The 16,408-nt window shown below is 64.4% G+C and carries 15 protein-coding genes; 7 read left to right on the top strand and 8 right to left on the bottom strand.

What is annotated here, in order from left to right; genetic code table 11:
* Nucleotides 1–30 precede the first annotated feature (30 nt).
* Nucleotides 31–426: a hypothetical protein gene (locus ABG82_RS24700; protein ID WP_043076356.1), complete on the top strand. Its 396-nt coding sequence runs from the start codon at nt 31–33 to the stop codon at nt 424–426.
* On the opposite strand, the gene ABG82_RS24695 is transcribed toward ABG82_RS24700, so the two are convergent.
* Nucleotides 423–1,619, bottom strand: coding sequence for a DNA polymerase domain-containing protein (locus tag ABG82_RS24695; protein ID WP_043076411.1), 1,197 nt, complete (start codon nt 1,617–1,619; stop codon nt 423–425). The two genes, ABG82_RS24700 and ABG82_RS24695, sit on opposite strands and share 4 nt — an antisense overlap.
* A 121-nt stretch (nt 1,620–1,740) precedes the next feature.
* Between ABG82_RS24695 and fadD2 the strand changes: the two genes are divergently transcribed.
* The 3 genes from fadD2 to ABG82_RS24680 are packed head-to-tail and all read left to right on the top strand — an operon-like array spanning nt 1,741 to nt 5,157.
* Nucleotides 1,741–3,411 carry a long-chain-fatty-acid--CoA ligase FadD2 gene (gene fadD2, locus ABG82_RS24690; RefSeq protein ID WP_043076357.1) on the top strand — a complete coding sequence of 557 codons (1,671 nt, stop codon included), beginning with the start codon at nt 1,741–1,743 and terminating at the stop codon, nt 3,409–3,411.
* A 3-nt stretch (nt 3,412–3,414) separates the two neighbouring features.
* A complete protein-coding gene (locus ABG82_RS24685) occupies nt 3,415–4,662 on the top strand; it encodes a saccharopine dehydrogenase family protein (protein ID WP_043076358.1) in 1,248 nt (415 codons plus the stop codon).
* A gap of 30 nt (nt 4,663–4,692) precedes the next feature.
* Nucleotides 4,693–5,157, top strand: coding sequence for an SRPBCC family protein (locus ABG82_RS24680; protein ID WP_043076359.1), 465 nt, complete (start codon nt 4,693–4,695; stop codon nt 5,155–5,157).
* Here the strand turns inward: ABG82_RS24680 and ABG82_RS24675 are convergent.
* The 6 genes from ABG82_RS24675 to ABG82_RS24650 form a co-directional block, all read right to left on the bottom strand.
* Nucleotides 5,154–6,095, bottom strand: a complete 942-nt coding sequence (locus tag ABG82_RS24675; protein WP_043076360.1) for an alpha/beta fold hydrolase — start codon at nt 6,093–6,095, stop codon at nt 5,154–5,156. The two genes, ABG82_RS24680 and ABG82_RS24675, sit on opposite strands and share 4 nt — an antisense overlap.
* Nucleotides 6,085–8,268, bottom strand: coding sequence for an acyl-CoA dehydrogenase (locus ABG82_RS24670; RefSeq protein ID WP_043076361.1), 2,184 nt, complete (start codon nt 8,266–8,268; stop codon nt 6,085–6,087). Before ABG82_RS24670 ends, ABG82_RS24675 begins: the two co-directional genes overlap by 11 nt.
* A 15-nt stretch (nt 8,269–8,283) precedes the next feature.
* Entirely contained in the window at nt 8,284–9,135 is an 852-nt protein-coding gene (locus ABG82_RS24665; protein ID WP_043076362.1) for an SDR family oxidoreductase, read from the bottom strand.
* A 78-nt stretch (nt 9,136–9,213) separates the two neighbouring features.
* A complete protein-coding gene (locus tag ABG82_RS24660; protein ID WP_043076363.1) occupies nt 9,214–10,176 on the bottom strand; it encodes a 2-hydroxyacid dehydrogenase in 963 nt (320 codons plus the stop codon).
* Nucleotide 10,177: 1 nt separating this feature from the next.
* Entirely contained in the window at nt 10,178–11,299 is a 1,122-nt protein-coding gene (locus ABG82_RS24655) for an alpha/beta hydrolase (RefSeq protein WP_043076364.1), read from the bottom strand.
* On the bottom strand, nt 11,300–11,911 hold the full coding sequence (locus tag ABG82_RS24650; RefSeq protein ID WP_078343987.1) for a TetR/AcrR family transcriptional regulator: 612 nt from the start codon (nt 11,909–11,911) through the stop codon (nt 11,300–11,302).
* A 130-nt stretch (nt 11,912–12,041) separates the two neighbouring features.
* Between ABG82_RS24650 and ABG82_RS24645 the strand changes: the two genes are divergently transcribed.
* Nucleotides 12,042–12,623, top strand: coding sequence for a VOC family protein (locus ABG82_RS24645; protein ID WP_043076412.1), 582 nt, complete (start codon nt 12,042–12,044; stop codon nt 12,621–12,623).
* On the opposite strand, the gene ABG82_RS24640 is transcribed toward ABG82_RS24645, so the two are convergent.
* Nucleotides 12,613–13,215, bottom strand: a complete 603-nt coding sequence (locus tag ABG82_RS24640) for a TetR/AcrR family transcriptional regulator (RefSeq protein WP_043076366.1) — start codon at nt 13,213–13,215, stop codon at nt 12,613–12,615. The two genes, ABG82_RS24645 and ABG82_RS24640, sit on opposite strands and share 11 nt — an antisense overlap.
* Before the next feature lie 68 nt (nt 13,216–13,283).
* Here ABG82_RS24640 and ABG82_RS24635 point away from each other — a divergent pair, with 68 nt between their 5' ends.
* Nucleotides 13,284–14,222 carry an oxygenase MpaB family protein gene (locus ABG82_RS24635; RefSeq protein ID WP_043076367.1) on the top strand — a complete coding sequence of 313 codons (939 nt, stop codon included), beginning with the start codon at nt 13,284–13,286 and terminating at the stop codon, nt 14,220–14,222.
* Nucleotides 14,223–14,965: 743 nt separating this feature from the next.
* Nucleotides 14,966–16,384, top strand: coding sequence for a sugar transferase (locus tag ABG82_RS24630; RefSeq protein WP_234707975.1), 1,419 nt, complete (start codon nt 14,966–14,968; stop codon nt 16,382–16,384).
* Nucleotides 16,385–16,408 lie beyond the last annotated feature (24 nt).

The raw sequence follows: 16,408 nt of genomic DNA, 5'->3' as shown, positions 1-16,408 counted from the left end.
TTATCGGCAGGACTCAATGAGGAGGATTCGATGACGCTACGATTCGCGGAGTACCCGCTGCCCTTGAAACTCTTGATCGCGGGGCGCTCGCTTATTGCCTCGGGCAGTCTCCTCACGCCAAACGTATTCGCCCGTGTCTTTCGGATGGAGGCGGCTGGGACGCCGGCCATTCCGATGGGCCGTATGTTCGGCATCCGCAACGCGCTGCTGGCTCTGGGTTTGTCACGCCTGGGTGTATTCACCTCCCCAGGAACCTTCTTGAAACTGAACGTACTCACCGATGCGGTTGATGCCGCGGTGCTGGTTGCGGCCGGGCGCAGGGGAGAGCTCAGCAGGACCACTTCGGCCCTCGGTGCCGCCGTGGCATTGTCAGCGGTGGTAATGGGGGCGGCCTCGGTGGCTGCCCTGCCCGCGCGCGAGGCCTAGCCCCAGGGGGAATAGTCCGCGATCAACTCTTCCTGCGCGGGCCGCTGCGCCTCGGGGACATGCACCAGGTTGATACGCACCCGATACCAAACGGAGCTCGGCCCACGCATGCCGTCGATCAGAATATCCTGTGGCTCAAGGAGTTCAGCCACGCTCGAGTGGCTTTCTCGCCAGACGTCAAGTGCGGCTTGGGCTTCTGGCTTGGTCTTCGTCCTGGCGATTTCGATGAGGGGCATCGTTGACTGGCGGCGTCCGTCTCGAGAGGCGCCCTTGGGCGCCTTCTCCGCGGGCCCTAGCTCGGCGGCCAACTCCAGTAGTTGATCCAGTGCCCCGGTGGCATCGTCCATGCCCCGCCATGGATCACCGACGTCCGCGAAGCGTTCCCGCACCGTATGCAGGGTGAATGACTCGGGGCGGCACCCGGCGACCTCATCCCAGTGCAACGGCGTCGACACCCGGGCATCCGGCGTCGCCCGCACGGAGTAGGCCGACGCCACCGTGCGGTCCTTCGCGTTCTGGTTGAAGTCGACGAACACGCCGTGGCGTTCCTCCTTCCACCAGCGGCTGGTCGCGAGGTCCGGGGCGCGGCGCTCCACCTCGCGGGCCACCGTCTCGGCGGCCAACCGAAGCTCCCGGAAGGTCCACCGCGGGGCGACCGGCGCATAGATGTGGAAGCCGCGCGAACCGGAGGTCTTCGGCCAGGCGGTCAGCCCGTGATCCTCCAGCACTCCGCGAACAACAAACGCGACGTCCAGGATCTGGCCCCACGGCACCCCGGGGACCGGATCAAGATCGATGCGCAGTTCGTCGGGATGGTCTAGGTCATGTGCGCGCACGGGATGGGGATTGAGGTCAACACAGCCCAGGTTGACCACCCAGGCCAGCGATGCCGCGTCGGTGACAACAGCTTCCCGGGCGGAGGTGCCGCGCGCATAGTGCAGTTCGGCGGATGCGACCCAGTCTGGTCGCTTCTCAGGCACTCGCTTCTGGAACACCGCCTCGTTGGAGATGCCCTTGACGAACCGTTTGAGGATCATCGGCCGATCACGGACCCCGCGCAGCGCCCCATCGGCGACATCGAGGTAGTAGCGGACCAGATCGCCCTTGGTAATGCCCACTGTGTCGTCACCCGGGGGAAAGACCACTTTGCTGGGGTGCGTGATGGTGACCTCGCGCCCCGCGACCTGCAGCACAAGGTCTGCCATGGCGTCATCGTAGGGCTGTAGACCGACTTTCCTGGGCGTACTTGGTGACAGGCCCCCGACCGACCGGTTGGATGTGCCGCTGAGAGGGAGGTCACATAGGCTGTCGATCATGTCGATCACCGCCGAACGGCCGCTCTTCTCGAAGCTCCAGACTCTTGCGAAGCGCGGTGGCGCTGAGCTGCATTATCTCCGCAAGGTCATTGAGGCGGGGATGCTGAAATTGGACCCGCCGAACGTGCTGGCGGGCATCGTCAGGGACTTCTATCGGTTCGGAGAGATCGGCGCGGTACCCGCGTTCGGTGCGCACCGCAGCCCGTCGCGCACCGCCATCATCGACGATGAGGGCTCGCTGACCTACGCCGAACTGAACGACGCGGTGAACGCACTGGCGCACGGTCTGAATCGGCTCGGCATCAAGGGCGGCGACGGAGTCGCGATCCTGGCGCGCAACCACCGCTGGTTCATCATCGCCAACTACGCCGCCCACCGCGCCGGCGCCCGCGTGATCCTGCTCAACACCGACTTCTCGGGTCCGCAGACCAAGGAGGTCGCCGAGCGCGAAGGCGCCCGTGTCCTGATCTACGACGCCGAGTACGCCGAATTCCTGGACGGCTACAGCCCCGAGCTGGGCCGGATCATGGCCTTGCCGACCAACCCGGAGAATCCGGATCAACCGGCCTCCGACGACGAATCCATCGCCTCGGTGATCAAGCGCAACAGCACCTCGCCGGCGCCGCGCCCGTCGAAGTACTCGTCGTTGGTGATCCTCACCAGCGGCACGACGGGTACCCCGAAGGGGGCTCCGAGGAAGTTGGCGCTGACCCTGGCGCCGGTCGGCGGCATGTTCTCGCATGTGCCGTTCCGCTCGGGGGAGGTGACGTCGGTACCTGCCCCGATGTTCCACGCGCTGGGCTATCTGCACCAGAGCCTGGCGCTGACGCTGGGCTGCACGCTGATTCTGCACCGCAAGTTCAAGCCCGAGAACGTTCTGGCCGATGTCGAGAAGTTCAAGGTGACGGCCATCGTGGTGGTACCGGTGATGCTCAACCGCCTTCTCAATGCCCTTGATGAGGCACAGCACAAGCCCGACTTGTCCTCGCTGCGTATCGTTTTCGTGTCCGGATCGCAGCTGGGTGGCGAACTTGCCTCCCGGGCACTGGACGCGCTGGGGCCGGTGATCTACAACCTGTACGGATCCACCGAGGTCGCCTTCGCCACCATCGCGCGGCCGCAGGACCTGGCCATCAACCCGTCCACCGTAGGCCCCGTGGTCAAGGGTGCGACCGTGAAAATCCTTGATGACGAAGGAAAGCCGGTCTCACAGGGCACGGTCGGGCGCATCTTCGTCAGCAATGCCATCCCGTTCGACGGATACACCGGCGGTGGGCACAAGCAGATCATCGACGGCCTCATGTCCAGCGGCGACGTCGGCTACTTCGACGAGCACGGGTTGCTCTACGTCTCCGGCCGCGACGACGAGATGATCGTCTCGGGCGGCGAGAATGTATTCCCCGCCGAGGTTGAAGACTTGATCAGCGGACATCCCGAGGTCATCGAGGCCACCGCGCTGGGCGTTGACGACCCCGAGTGGGGAGCGCGGCTGCGGGCATTCGTGGTCCGTCACCCCGAGTCGACGGTGGACGCCGACGGTATCCGCGCCTATGTGCGCGAGAACTTGGCCAGGTACAAGGTGCCGCGCGATGTGATCTTCCTGGATATCTTGCCGCGCAATCCATCTGGAAAGATTCTCAAGCGTCAGCTACGTGAGCTGGAGGTGTAGGACGTGTCCCGTGAACACGACATCGTGCTGTACGGGGCGACGGGTTACGTCGGGAAGCTGACGGCGCAATACCTGGCCGGGCGGGTGGCGGACACCGGTGCGCGGATCGCGCTGGCCGGCCGCAATACCGAAAAGCTTGCCGCTGTGCGTGATGCCTGTGGCCCGGCGGCACGTGACTGGCCTTTGATCGAAGCCGACACCACACGGCCTGCCACGCTGGCGGCCATGGCGGCGTCCACGCAGGTGGTGCTGACCACGGTGGGGCCCTACACGAAATACGGATTGCCACTGGTGGCCGCCTGCGCCGAGGCAGGCACCGACTACGCGGACCTGACCGGCGAGGTCAACTTCGTCAGGGAGAGCATCGACGTCTATGGCAAGCAGGCCGCCGACACCGGAGCCCGCATCGTCCACTGTTGCGGATTCGATTCCATCCCATCAGATCTGAGTGTGTACGCGCTGTACCGACAGGCGCAGCAGGACGGCACCGGCGAGCTGCTCGATACGACCTATGTGTTGAGCAAGTTCCGTGGCGGGGTCAGCGGCGGCACCGCCGCTTCTATGGTCGAGGTGATGGAGGCCAGTGCTGAAGACCCTGAGGTGCGCCGCAACTCTCAGGACCCCTACTCCCTGAGCCCGGATCGCCCGGCCGAACCGGAGGTAGGGCGGCAGCGTGAATTCCAAACGCTACGCGGCGAATCCGTGGCGCCTGAGCTGGCAGGCACCTGGCTGGGAGCGTTCTTCATGGGTCCCGTCAACACCCGAATCGTGCGGCGTAGCAACGCGTTACTCGATTGGGCCTACGGTTCCCGGATGCGGTATCGCGAAGCGATGAGCTTGGGTAGCTCGGTGGTGGCGCCTGTCGCCGCGGCCGCGGTGACCGGTGCACTGGCGGTCGGCTTCGGACTGGGTACCCGCATCCCGATGCCGAAATTCATTGCCCAGCGCCTACTCCCGAAGCCCGGGACCGGGCCCAGCGAGCGTACTCGCGAACGTGGTCACTACCGGGTCGAGACGTATACCACCACAACACAGGGTGTGCGGTATCGCGCGATCATCGCCCAGGAAGGCGACCCCGGCTACAAGGCCACTGCGGTGCTGCTCGGGGAGAGCGGTTTGACACTGGCCCTCGACCGCGGTGAATTACCGGACCGGCTGGGGGTTTTGACGCCCGCGGCCGCGATGGGCGACCCGCTGCTGAGCCGGCTCCGCGCGGCCCGGGGCGTGATCGTCAAGGTGGAACGACTGTAAGACTCTTCGCCAAACGATGGGAGTGGATGTATGTCGGTATCAGCAGTAGACGCAGGGCCCCAGCAGGTCAGCCGCGCAGTCGAAGTGTCTGCCCCGGCAACGGAACTGTTCGCCATTGTCGCGGACCCGCGGCGTCACCATGAGCTGGACGGTTCGGGCACGGTTGGCCAGAACATCCGTACGCCTGAACATCTCGCGGTGGGCTCACGTTTCTCCACCGGGATGCGGATGTTCGGGCTCCCGTACCGCATCACCAGCACAGTCACCGAGTTCGACCCCGACAAAGTCATCGAGTGGCGCCATCCAATGGGTCACCGGTGGCGCTGGGAGTTCGTGGCGCTGTCGCCGACCAGTACCCGGGTCACCGAAACATTCGACTTCCGCAATGCCGGACCGGTCCAACTCCTGCTGAACTACAAGTTGCCGGGCTTCATCAAGGCCAATGCCGAGGGCGTTGAGGCCACCCTGCGGCGACTGCAGAACCGGTACAGCTAGCCCGTCGATTCCCGGGCCGCCGGGGTGGCGGGCTGTTGGGCCAGCGCGTCCAGCACCGTCACGATCTCGTTGATGACCTCGCCGGCGCGCTCGTTGGGCAGCATGTGGCCCGAGCCTGGGTACGTGCGCAGTTCATTGGTCTGCAGCGCCGCGGCGATGATGCGGGAATCGCCTGCCGGGGTGAGGAAGTCGCGTGCTCCCGCCAGTACCGCGGAGGGCATACCGCGATAGGCGCTCAAGCCCTCGGTCAGATCCTCATGGAGCACCATGCTCTCGGCGGCGTCCTTGTAGCTGCGCGGAGTGCCCGAGCGAATCTGGTCCCACACTCGGCTCACGTCGTACGGCCGGGGATCACGCCCAAACACCAGCGTGGAGATGATGGGCCGCATGAGGTAGCCCTGCTGGAGGAACCAACCCTGCGCCACGACACCCAGGACCACCGCCTTGACAACGGAGAACACCGGCGGCACCACGCGTAGCCGGTGCAGCAGCCGCCCGGCGGAGGTGGCCACGAAGACCGCGCCAGAAATCCGCTGAGCCACCAGGTCCTGGTGGTACTCGCCGAGGCCCATCATGGTCATGCCGCCCATCGAGTGACCGACGATCACGATCTGCCCGGTGGGGATCTCGGCGTTGATGAAGTCGGCAGCGTCCGTGGCCAGTTGACGAACATTCACCGAGCCGCCCGGCGCCGGATCTGACTTGCCGTGCCCGCGGTGATCGAGTGCGACGATGCGCAGCTCGGGATTGTGTTTGTGGAGCGGACCGGCCACGTCGTCCCAGGCCTCACGGTTCTGCGTCCAGCCGTGCAGGAACAGCACCGTGGTGGGTGCCGCGCGGTTCCGGGTGTCGGAGAATCCGATACGGGTGCCGTCCCCGGCGGTGAAGAAATCCTCGTGCTGGCGCCACGCAGTCTCGGTAGCGGTATTACGGGTCACGCGGCAGTCCTAACAGTCGCTCGGCAATGATGTTCAGCTGCACTTCGGAGGTGCCGCCGTAAATGGTGGTGGCGCGGCTAGCTAAAAGATAGTCCGCCCAGCGGCCCTGCTCCTGTTCGGAATCGCCGATGGCGCCATCTTGCCCGAAATGATTCACCACGAACTCGGCGTAGCCCTGTCCGGTGCGCATGCCCAAAAGCTTGGACACCGCGGCGGACGGCATCGGGTCACCACCGGCCAGAGTCAGCAGGGTCGAGCGTAGATTCAGCAGCTTCACCCCGTGCCCCTCGGCGATGAGCTGACCGGCCTGATCGCGGGCGACTTCGCCGAGCTCGTTGTTGCCGACGAATGCCACCAAGTCGTCCAGGCTGGCCAGGAACGGAAGATCGGAGCTGCCGATCGAAACACGTTCCGCCGTCAACGTATTGCGGCTCACCTCCCAGCCGCGATTGACCTCGCCGACCACCAGCTCGTCGGGTACGAATACGTCGTCGATGAAGACCTCGTTGAACAGCGCGCCGCCGGTCATCTCGCGCAACGGGCGCACCGTGACGCCCTCACTCTTCATATCGACGAGGAAATAGGTGATGCCATTGTGTTTCGGCGCGCTGGGATCCGTCCTGGCCAGGCAGGCACCCCAATCGGCGAACTGTGCCACCGAGGTCCAGATCTTCTGGCCGGTGAGGCGCCAGCCGCCGTCCACCTTGACCGCCTTGGTGGACAGTCCCGCCAGGTCCGACCCCGCACCGGGTTCGGAAAACAGCTGGCACCACATCATTTCGCCACGGAATGTGGGTGGCAGGAACCGCTGCTTCTGCTCCTCGGTGCCGTACGCGACGATGGACGGCACCAGCCAGGTCGCGATGCCGAGCTGGGGCCGGCGAACCCTGCCGGTGAGGAATTCCTGGGAGATGATCACCTGCTCGATGGGGGACGCGGCGCGGCCCCACGGCGTGGGCAGGTAGGGCAGCACCCATCCGCCCTCGGCGATGGCGGCGTTGCGTTTTCCGGACGGGATCTCTTTGAGAGCGGTCACCTCGGCGCGGATCTCGGCGCGCAGGGCCTCGGTTTCCGGTGCCAGATCGATATCCACCTTGCGCAGACCGTGTTCGACGGCGGTACGCACCACGGTGGCCGGTGCGCTGCCGTAACGGCCCAGGGCGGCGATGAGACCCAATGCCCGCCGGTAGTAGATATGTGCATCGTGTTCCCAGGTGTAGCCGATACCGCCGTGTACCTGGATGCAATCCTGTGTGCACTGCTGAGCCGCGGCAGGGGCCAATGTCGCGGCCACGGAGGCCGCGAACTCCACAACGCCCGCATGCTCATCGGCTTCGTCGAGTGCGCGCGCGGCGTCCCACACGGCTGCGGTGGCACGCTCGGTGACCGCGGCCATGGTTGCGCACTTGTGCTTGATGGCCTGGAACTGCCCGATGGGACGGCCGAATTGCTCACGCACCTTGGCATATTCGGATGCCGCGTCGGTGGCCCAGCGTGCGACGCCGACGGCCTCGGCGGATACGACCGTAGAGATGATGGCCGCCGCGCGGGCGTCAGCGAGGTTGCTCAACACACGATCGGCAGGAACCTGCGCGGCAGCCGCCGTGACATGGGCGACCGGGCGCAGCCGGTCCACACTCTGTTGTGGGTCCAGGGTGACGTCATCGGCGCTCAGCACCACCCATACCCGGTCTGAACCGACGGAGACCGGCGCCACCACGTAGCTCGCCGATGCTGCCGACAGCACCGAACGCGCTTGACCATCCACGGTCAGCCCGTCACCGGAAAGCGTTGCGGTGAAGGACGAAGAAGACGAGAAGGTGGCGATGGACGCACCGGAGGCAAGGTCGTTCAGCAGTGGATGATCGGGGTCGTGTGCGCTGATGAGCGCGCTCGCGATCACCGAGGGGACAAACGGGCCGGGCACGGCCCCACGCCCGAACTCGGCCACCACAATGGCAAGCTCCAATGCGCCAAAACCTTGTCCACCCACGGATTCAGCGAGGTGCACGGAGGTCAGGCCCTGATCTGCGGCACCCTTCCAGAACGGTGGCGGCCAGGGCAGCGGAGTCTCGAGGGTTTCGTGAAGCAGCTCGCTGGGCACAACGCGCTCGACGAACGCATGCGCCGAATCCGCAAGTGCTACATGCTCACTGTTGATGGCGATCGGCATCTTGTCGCTTCCTTACTATTCGGCGCTGGGCTCGCTGTGGCTGGCGCGGTCTTCGTAGGCCTTGCGGGCATCGGATCCGTGCGCGTTGAGCATGAAGTCCTGGATGCCGAGCTTGCGGGTCAAGAACTTGCCGGTACTGCGGGGCAGCACCGACATGGTCCGATACATTCCGCCGAACATCTTGGGAACGAAGACCGGGAAGGTGCCCTTGCGTACCGCGTTGACGACCGCATTGGCAATATCTTCTGGTTCAACGGTTTTCAGCAGCCAGTGGGTATCAAGGCCGGAGATCAGTTCGGTGTTGACCATGCCCGGCATCACGCACACCACCGAGATTCCGGAGGTTTCGTATTCCAGGCTCAAGCTCTCGCTGAGGCCCACCACGGCATGCTTGGTGGCGCAGTAGGTGGCAAGTCCCGGGAAACCCGCCTTACCCGCCGCCGAGGCGATGTTGACGATGGCGCCGCCGCCGCGGGGTTTCATCCGTTTGATGGCCAGCTGACTGCCCCACATGACGCCGCGCACATTGATATCGAGCTGGCGCTGGATGGATTCCAGGGACTCGTCGCCGAACGGGGTGATCGGCATGATGCCCGCGTTGTTGACGATCACGTCTACCGGGCCGAGGGTGGCCGCGATGGTGTCGAAAAAGGCCTCGAAGCTGCCGTGATCGGTGACATCGAGCGGAAGGCCGATGGTGCTGTTCCCGATCTCGGCGGCGGTGTTCTCACACAGCTTCTTGTCGATATCGCCGATCGCGACGCTGGCGCCTTCGGCGGCGAACGCCGTGGCGATGGCGCGACCGATTCCACGTGCTCCACCGGTTACGGCGACGACCTTGCCCGCGAGCTGTACGGCTGTTCTCATTCGTCCTCCCACGCCATTGTGGTATTCGTTGTGCGAATATTTACGAATTCTGCCTAGTGTAAATCTTCGGGCGCTAGCTTAGCGCACGCGGTCAGCTAGCGGTGACCCCTCATGTATACGCCGGCAGTTGTCGATCGCGTGGTCCAGATAGCGCGTCATGGTGTCCGCGGTGAACCAGGTGACATGCGGTGTGAGCACCACGTTTGGCAATGTCAGCAGTGGATTGTCCGATGAAACCGGCTCGTGGGCAAAGACATCAAGACCGGCGGCAGCCAGCGGGCCGTGCCGCAGCGCCTGGACCAGTGCCGGCTCGTCGATCACCGCCCCGCGTGAGGTGTTGATCAGGACCGATCCGGGCTTCATCCGCGCCAATGCCGAGGCGTCGAGCATGCCGGTGCTGGCCTCGGTGAGCGGTAGATGCAGCGAGACGATATCGCTGCATGTCAGCAGTTCATCCAGGCTGCGCCAGCCGTCGGTGCCGTCGTCGCGGGTGCTGGTGTGCAACACGGTGGCACCCATCGCCAGCAGGATGCGTTCGAGCGTCTTCGCGATGTTGCCGTATCCCACCAATCCGACTGTGCACGAGCCGATATCGCGAACCGTATCGCCGAGAGACTGATCGGTGGGCCAGCCGGTGCCGGCACGAGTTTCCCGATCCAGCCGCGGCAGCTGTCGCAGCGCCGCGAGCATCAGCAGCAGCGCGCCCTCGGCGACAGACGGGGCATTGGCGCCTGGCATGTTGGCGACAGCGATCCCCCGCCCGGCGGCCGCGTCCAGTGCGATGGTGTTCACCCCGGCGCCGAACTTGTGGATCAACCGCAGCCGTTCACCCCTGGCGATGTCGTCGGCCGAGAGCGGGCGCAGCACATGCCAGAGCACCTCGGCATGAGGAAGCTCGGAGTAGAAGGTGGCGTCGTCATCCTCGGCGCAGAAGTGAACATCGATCCAATCGGCGTGCGGTGCAATCTGTTCGAGGGTTCGCGGACCGGCCGGGAAGTGTGCGAGGACCCTGAGTCGATGATCGCCGGGCTGGCCGCTCATCTCACCACCGTGTGCTTGCCCACTCGGCAATGGTATCGGCCTGCTCCTGTCGGGCCCCAGGGTTCTGGAAGTAGTGGTCGGCGTCGATGGATGCCTGTTGCTTGTCCGTCGTGCCCAGCGCGTCGTAGATGCGCCGCGCATCCGACGGGAAGACTCCCGTGTCGCCGTCGGCGTTGATGACCAGTGCTGGGACCGTGACATCGGCCAGATGTGGCTCGGCGCGCGTCTGTGCGTGCGACAGGCTCCACATGCCGATCCAGTTCTTCAGCGTGGTGGCACAACCGATTCCGAAGGTAGAGCGGTTGGCCTTCACCGGCACTCCCGCATAGCACATGTTGGCGGGACGCTTGGTGGGCTCCAAGGTGGGATCGACCATCCGGGGGTCGGCCCAGGTGCGGTGCACGGTGAAGGCGCGGTCGCTGAACCCGGCCGCGCGCACGCGCGCGAGCTCCTCGAGCGCCCAGGCGGTGATCCGGTGATTGCGCGCGGCCTGGCCCTCTCGGTATGCGGCGACGAACTCGGGGGAGTAAGCCGGGCCGTTGGCCTCATTGAACAGATCGAGGGCGGGGTCGGTAGAGGCGGGATCGCTTTCCTCGAGCACCGAGGCGTCCATCCAGTCAGTGAGCACGTCGGGACGGCCCAGATGCGCGGCGGTCGCGACATAGCCCGCGGCGGTGGGCAGGCTGTCCAATCCCTGCGCCGGCCGCATACCCTCCAGTGGCGTCACCTTGGGGGCGGCCGCCTGAGACTGATAGGCCGCCATGAGTGAACCCCCACCGGAATTGCCCAGCAGCAGCACGGTTTCCACTCCTGCCTGTTCCTGCAGCCACCGCACGCCCACGCCGATGTCGACGAGGGCATGATCCAGCAGAAACTGGTTTTCGAACCCCCGGAAGCGGGTATTCCAGCCCAAGAATCCGTACCCGTGCCGGGCCAGATACTCGGCGATGTAATGCTCGGAGAAGTCGATCTGATAGTGGGTGGCGATAAAGGCGATCTTGGGTTGGGTGCCTGCCGCCCGGTGATAGAGGCCCTGGCATGGATGCCCGCCGGCGCCGCCTCGTCCCGCGGTGGGCGAGGGGAGTCCGATGAACTCGCGTTCGACGGTCACTTCGGTGGGCATTCAGCATACCTCCTTGGAATAGATTGCGCGGTAACAGATTCCGGCCAAGGTATCTATGCAGGCGGCGTCATCGACGTTGGCGGCGTTGCCCTGGCTGAGCTGGTTGTAGGCGAATTGATTCATCATCGACACAATCGCGGTGGCCATGAGGTGTGGATCGTTGCCCGGGCTGAACCCGTCGCGCTGCGCACGTTTGATAGTGGTGGTAAGGAAATCGATTGGTTCGGAACATATCTGGTTCCAGAACTCGGCGAACTCCGCGTTGATCATGGCCATTTGAGAGACGCTGATCATCTCGGCCAGCTGGTGGCGCCAGGTGAGCCAATGTGCCGTCGCGATATCGCGTGCACGCTGTTTGTTCTTCGGCGGCGGCGATTCTGCCATCAGGGAGGAAACGCGCTCTTGCGCCTCGGTGCGAAACCGCATGGCCCACTGGGCGACCATCGCTTCTTTGGAGTCGTAGTAGTTGTAGAAGGAGGCCGTCGAACGGCCGGCCTCGGTCGCGATATCGGCGACAGTGGTGGCCAGGATTCCCTTGCGCGCGATCACAGTTCGGGCGGCCTCGTCGATGGCGGCCTGTGTTTGCCGGCCTCGCACGGTGGGTTGGACCACGGTCGCCTCCCGCATGCTCGTGCTCATGTTGTCGAACGGTATTGACCCGTTTCTGAATCTGATGTTAGATTCAGATTAGCGTACAGCGCAAGGTAGTCATGCGGTCGGATCAAGGAGGCTCCCCATGACGATGATCAAACCGAACAACCCCAACTCCGAGTTCGAGTTCGGCGGTTTCAACCATGTGGCGCTTGTGTGTTCGGATATGGCCCGCACCGTGGACTTCTACTCCAACGTGCTGGGTATGCCGCTCATCAAGTCGCTCGATCTGCCGATGGGGCAGGGGCAGCACTTCTTTTTCGACGCCGGCGGCGGCGACAGCTTGGCGTTCTTCTGGTTCAAGGACGCGCCGGACGGTGTTCCGGGGATATCGGCTCCTGCCGCGATTCCGGGAATCGGGGACATCGTCAGCGCCGTCAGCTCCATGAATCACATCTCGCTGCACGTGCCCGCCGAGAAGTTCGACGAGTATCGCGTCAAGCTCAAGGCCAAGGGCGTTCGGGTGGGGCCCATCCTGAACCACGACGAGAGTGAGTTCCAGGTCTCCAAGGAGCTGCACCCGGGCGTGTACGTGCGCTCGTTCTATTTCCTGGACCCCGACGGCATCACTCTTGAATTTGCCTGTTGGACCAAGGAATTCACGGCTGCGGATGTGAGTGTGGCGCCGAAGACGGCGGCAGAGCGCACTCCTCGCGAAGTCGCTACCGCCTGACCGGTTCCAGCAGTTCGGTGAGTACCCGGACCAGTTCGGTGTTGGTGAGCTTGAGCTGGCCGGAGACCCAGGCGGCCAGCGTGTGTCCGACGCCGCCAACGGTGAAATAAGAAGCTGCCCGCAGGGTTTCGTCATTGGTGGCCTGGTAGGTCTTGTTCATGTGCTGCCCGGACAGGGCCGCGAATAGATCCCATGCGGCGTAGCGGCGCTCGGCGATCACCGAGTTGGCGGGATTGTTGCCGAACATCAGTGTTCCGATTCGCGGGTCTGCTTCGATGATGTGCACGAGGTTGGCGATGCCGGCAGCGGTCTTCTCGGGTAGCGGTGCGGCGTCCACGATCTGCTGGGTTGTCGAGGCGATGTGGCCGATGGCCCTGTCGAACACCTCCGCGCTGAGTTGGTCGAGGTCGGCGAAGTTCTCATAGAAGTACCGGGCGACCACGCCCGCCTGCTTGCACACCCCGCGGACCGTCAGCGTCGGTGCGGGACCGGAGGTGATCAGGTCCAGGCCCGCGTCCAGCAACCGGTTGCGGCGCTCGGCCTGGCGGTCGGGAGCCTCAACGCCCCCATATACCCGCGATGACGACACCACCCCATCTTGACAGGTGAGGCGGCGAGGACGATATTTGAGAACAAGCGTTCGCAGATATTGAGGGGTCAATGGTGACTATCGAACAGGTATCGGCAGCCGAAGTGCGGCTCGCAGGCGATGGGGGGCCGGGCACGCGAAGCCGCCGGAACGAGCCGGTGCCGCCCGCGGCACAGCTCTCGCCGTGGTGGTCCTGGCGGCGCCAGCCCACCGTGGCGGACAACTTCATGGGCCTGGCGCTGCTGGGCGGGCCGGCCAACATCATCATGCAGCTGGCGCGGCCCGGGGTGGGGTACGGCGTCGTCGACAGCAAGGTCGAGAGCGGGCGTGCCGATCTGCACCCCATCAAGCGTGCGCGGACAACTTTCACGTTTCTGTCGGTCGCGACACTGGGTACCCCCGAACAAAAGGCGGCCTTCCGCAAGGCGACCAATCGTGCGCACGCCCAGGTGCATTCGAAGCCGGGCGACAAGGTGCAGTACAACGCCTTTGATCCGGAGCTGCAGAAGTGGGTGGCGATCTGCCTCTACAAGGGTTTTGTCGATGTGTACGAGGCATTCGTCGGGCCGCTGACCGGTGAGATGGCTGAGCGGTGCCTACAGGAAGGCGCCGTCATGGGGACAACCTTGCAGATGCCGCTGGCGATGTGGCCCAAGTCCTGCGCGGAGTTCGAGGAGTACTGGGCGCAGTCCATGGAGCTGGTGCACATCGATGATCACGTACGCCCGTATCTGTATCGCATCGCGTCGGCGTCCATCGCGGTCCCCAAGTTCATTCGCCCTCCCGTGGGCGCGTTCTCGCGTTTCATCACCACCGGGTTCTTGCCGCAGCGGTTCCGGGACGAGATGGGCTTCCCGTGGAGCCCGGCCCGCGAGCGAATGTTCAGACGGCTTCTTGCCGCGCTGGGTCTGATGACCCGGATGCTGCCCAATGGGCTGCGGCGCTTCCCCTTCAACGCGTTGATGTTCGACCTCGACTGGCGCATCCGCACCGGACGCCCGCTCGTATGAACGCTATTTGGCTAACAATCGTATCCAGTTAGCGGTGTGGCGTGGGCCACAGTGCGTCGTTGACCATGCGGAACGCGATTGTGGGCAGATTTGTTGAAATCATCTTTCAGTTGTGAGCAAAAGCCGGCGGGCGACGATGGGGCCGCGTGATGGCCTGGCGACCGTTTGTAGTGCGATGCCACCGGGTTGTCCGGATGTTGCGCGCATGCCGCCGTGGGCTGCCGTCCGCATTGCTGATACGTCGAGTTACGACACATGTAGTGAGCTAACTTTGTACTCGATGAACTTTCTGTGACATGACAAAGTTTATTCTTTGCCCAGCTCAAAGCCGATCTACTGTATCCCTGTCGGCGCCGAGTTAAGAACAATCTGTACATTTTGAGCGCGCCTTCGTGAGGCCGGTCACAATTGCGGGCGACTTGAGTCCTCGTGTTGCCGGATGGCAATTCTCTCGATAGATTCCGTTTCGAACGAAACTGGGTAACGAGCGTTACATCTTTGGTCTCGCGACCGTGCCGAGGCGTTCACGCGATGGTTGTCATAGCCGGGTTGCGCGGAGTCTTCCGCATCCCGTCACTCCGTGACACGAGCTGTTCTGCATGTTTGCTGATGCTGTTGGTGATGGAGGACGTGTCGTGGTCGCGGTGGATGAGGGCTCCTCAACACCTACTCGGCTCAGGGGCCGCGTCGGCAGTATTCGTCGATCACGCCGAGCGCAGGCGGCGGCGAAACAGGCTTCGGCCATGCGCCGCGCCACGCACTGGGGCGATGTTTACGGTCGTTGGCTCCTGATCACCGATAGCGCCGTCGTGGCCGCCGCCGGTTGGGCCTGGATCGAACTGCGCAATGCCACCAACCCGATGACGCCGGCCGAGCTGTGGATCAGAGTCGGGTTCTTCGGCTATTGGGCGCTGCTACTGGGTGTCTATCGCAGCCGTGACCCGCACCTGATGGGCAGCGGCGGCGAGGAATACCAGCGGGTGCTGCGTGCGACATTCCACATGTTCGGCCTCTTCGCGATCGTGAGCGTGCTGTTCAAGTTCAACGTTTCGCGCTTCGCGCTGGGAATGTCGCTCATCCTCGGCATCGTGTTTCTGTTGCTCAACAGGAGGTTCAGCCGGCTATGGCTCAACAGGCAGCGCGCCCGCGGCAAGCAGATCTTCACGGTGGTGGTGCTCGGTGGTGACACCGCGGCGCTGAATCTGGCCGAGGCATTTGGGCGCGACACGGCGCTGGGGTATCGGGTTGTCGGTGTCTGTGTTCCCGGATATGTGGGCGAGCCCGGCCGAAACATCGAGGTGGTTGACCGTGTCATTCCGATCCTGGGCTCCGAGGACCGGATCGTCGCCGCAGTACTGGAGGCGGGCGCAGACACCGTGGCGGTCACCGCCACCGAACAACTCGGCCCCGAGAAGATGCGGGAACTGGCGTGGCATCTCAGTGAGATCGGGGTCGACCTGCTGGTCTCGCCCGGGGTGTTCGATGTCGACCAGCCGCGAGTTCGGGTGCGTCCCGCCGGGTCGATGCCGCTTATCCACCTGGCAGAACCTCAGTACGAGGGTGCGTCCCGGCTGCACAAGGTGCTGTTCGACCGGATCGGCGCCCTGCTGCTCATCCTCGGATTCAGCCCCGTCCTGTTGGCGTGCGCCCTGGCGGTGAAGCTGGAGACGCGCGGGCCGGTGTTCTACTCGGCCGAACGTATCGGCGTGCGATCCCGGCCCTTCCGCATGATCAAGTTCCGCTCCATGGTGGTGGGCGCAGATCAGATGGTGTCCACGCTGATGGACCAAAATGACGGGGCGGGACCGCTTTTCAAGATACGCCAGGATCCGCGCGTCACCGTGGTGGGCAGATTCCTGCGTCGTACCAGCCTGGATGAACTGCCTCAGCTGTTCAATGTGCTGCGCGGCGAGATGAGCTTGGTGGGCCCCCGGCCACCGCTGCGTCGCGAGGTGGATGAATACACCGATGTGATCAAGCGCCGGCTTTTGGTCAAGCCCGGGATGACCGGTCTGTGGCAGGTCAGCGGGCGGTCCGATCTGCCGTGGGATGAGGCAGTGCGCCTCGATCTGTCCTACGTCGAGAACTGGTCCATGGTGTCCGATGTGTCGATCCTGTGGCGCACCTTCCGCGCGGTGGCGCGCAGCGACGGCGCGTATTAGGCGCGCCATCCGGGCGCCAGTGCA

The organism is Mycobacteroides immunogenum (genome assembly GCF_001605725.1).
Classification (GTDB): domain Bacteria; phylum Actinomycetota; class Actinomycetes; order Mycobacteriales; family Mycobacteriaceae; genus Mycobacterium; species Mycobacterium immunogenum.
Note: the sequence above shows the minus strand (reverse complement) of the source record. Positions and strands in the feature narration are given on the sequence as shown.

What these genes read in the sequence shown, in the direction of transcription:
- ABG82_RS24665 (WP_043076362.1), bottom strand. Translation starts at nt 9,135, where the DNA reads ATGAGAACAGCCGTACAGCTCGCGGGCAAGGTCGTCGCCGTAACCGGT.
- ABG82_RS24645 (WP_043076412.1), top strand. Translation starts at nt 12,042, where the DNA reads ATGATCAAACCGAACAACCCCAACTCCGAGTTCGAGTTCGGCGGTTTC.
- ABG82_RS24700 (WP_043076356.1), top strand. Translation starts at nt 31, where the DNA reads ATGACGCTACGATTCGCGGAGTACCCGCTGCCCTTGAAACTCTTGATC.
- ABG82_RS24660 (WP_043076363.1), bottom strand. Translation starts at nt 10,176, where the DNA reads ATGAGCGGCCAGCCCGGCGATCATCGACTCAGGGTCCTCGCACACTTC.
- fadD2 (WP_043076357.1), top strand. Translation starts at nt 1,741, where the DNA reads ATGTCGATCACCGCCGAACGGCCGCTCTTCTCGAAGCTCCAGACTCTT.
- ABG82_RS24680 (WP_043076359.1), top strand. Translation starts at nt 4,693, where the DNA reads ATGTCGGTATCAGCAGTAGACGCAGGGCCCCAGCAGGTCAGCCGCGCA.
- ABG82_RS24630 (WP_234707975.1), top strand. Translation starts at nt 14,966, where the DNA reads ATGCGCCGCGCCACGCACTGGGGCGATGTTTACGGTCGTTGGCTCCTG.
- ABG82_RS24655 (WP_043076364.1), bottom strand. Translation starts at nt 11,299, where the DNA reads ATGCCCACCGAAGTGACCGTCGAACGCGAGTTCATCGGACTCCCCTCG.
- ABG82_RS24670 (WP_043076361.1), bottom strand. Translation starts at nt 8,268, where the DNA reads ATGCCGATCGCCATCAACAGTGAGCATGTAGCACTTGCGGATTCGGCG.
- ABG82_RS24635 (WP_043076367.1), top strand. Translation starts at nt 13,284, where the DNA reads ATGGTGACTATCGAACAGGTATCGGCAGCCGAAGTGCGGCTCGCAGGC.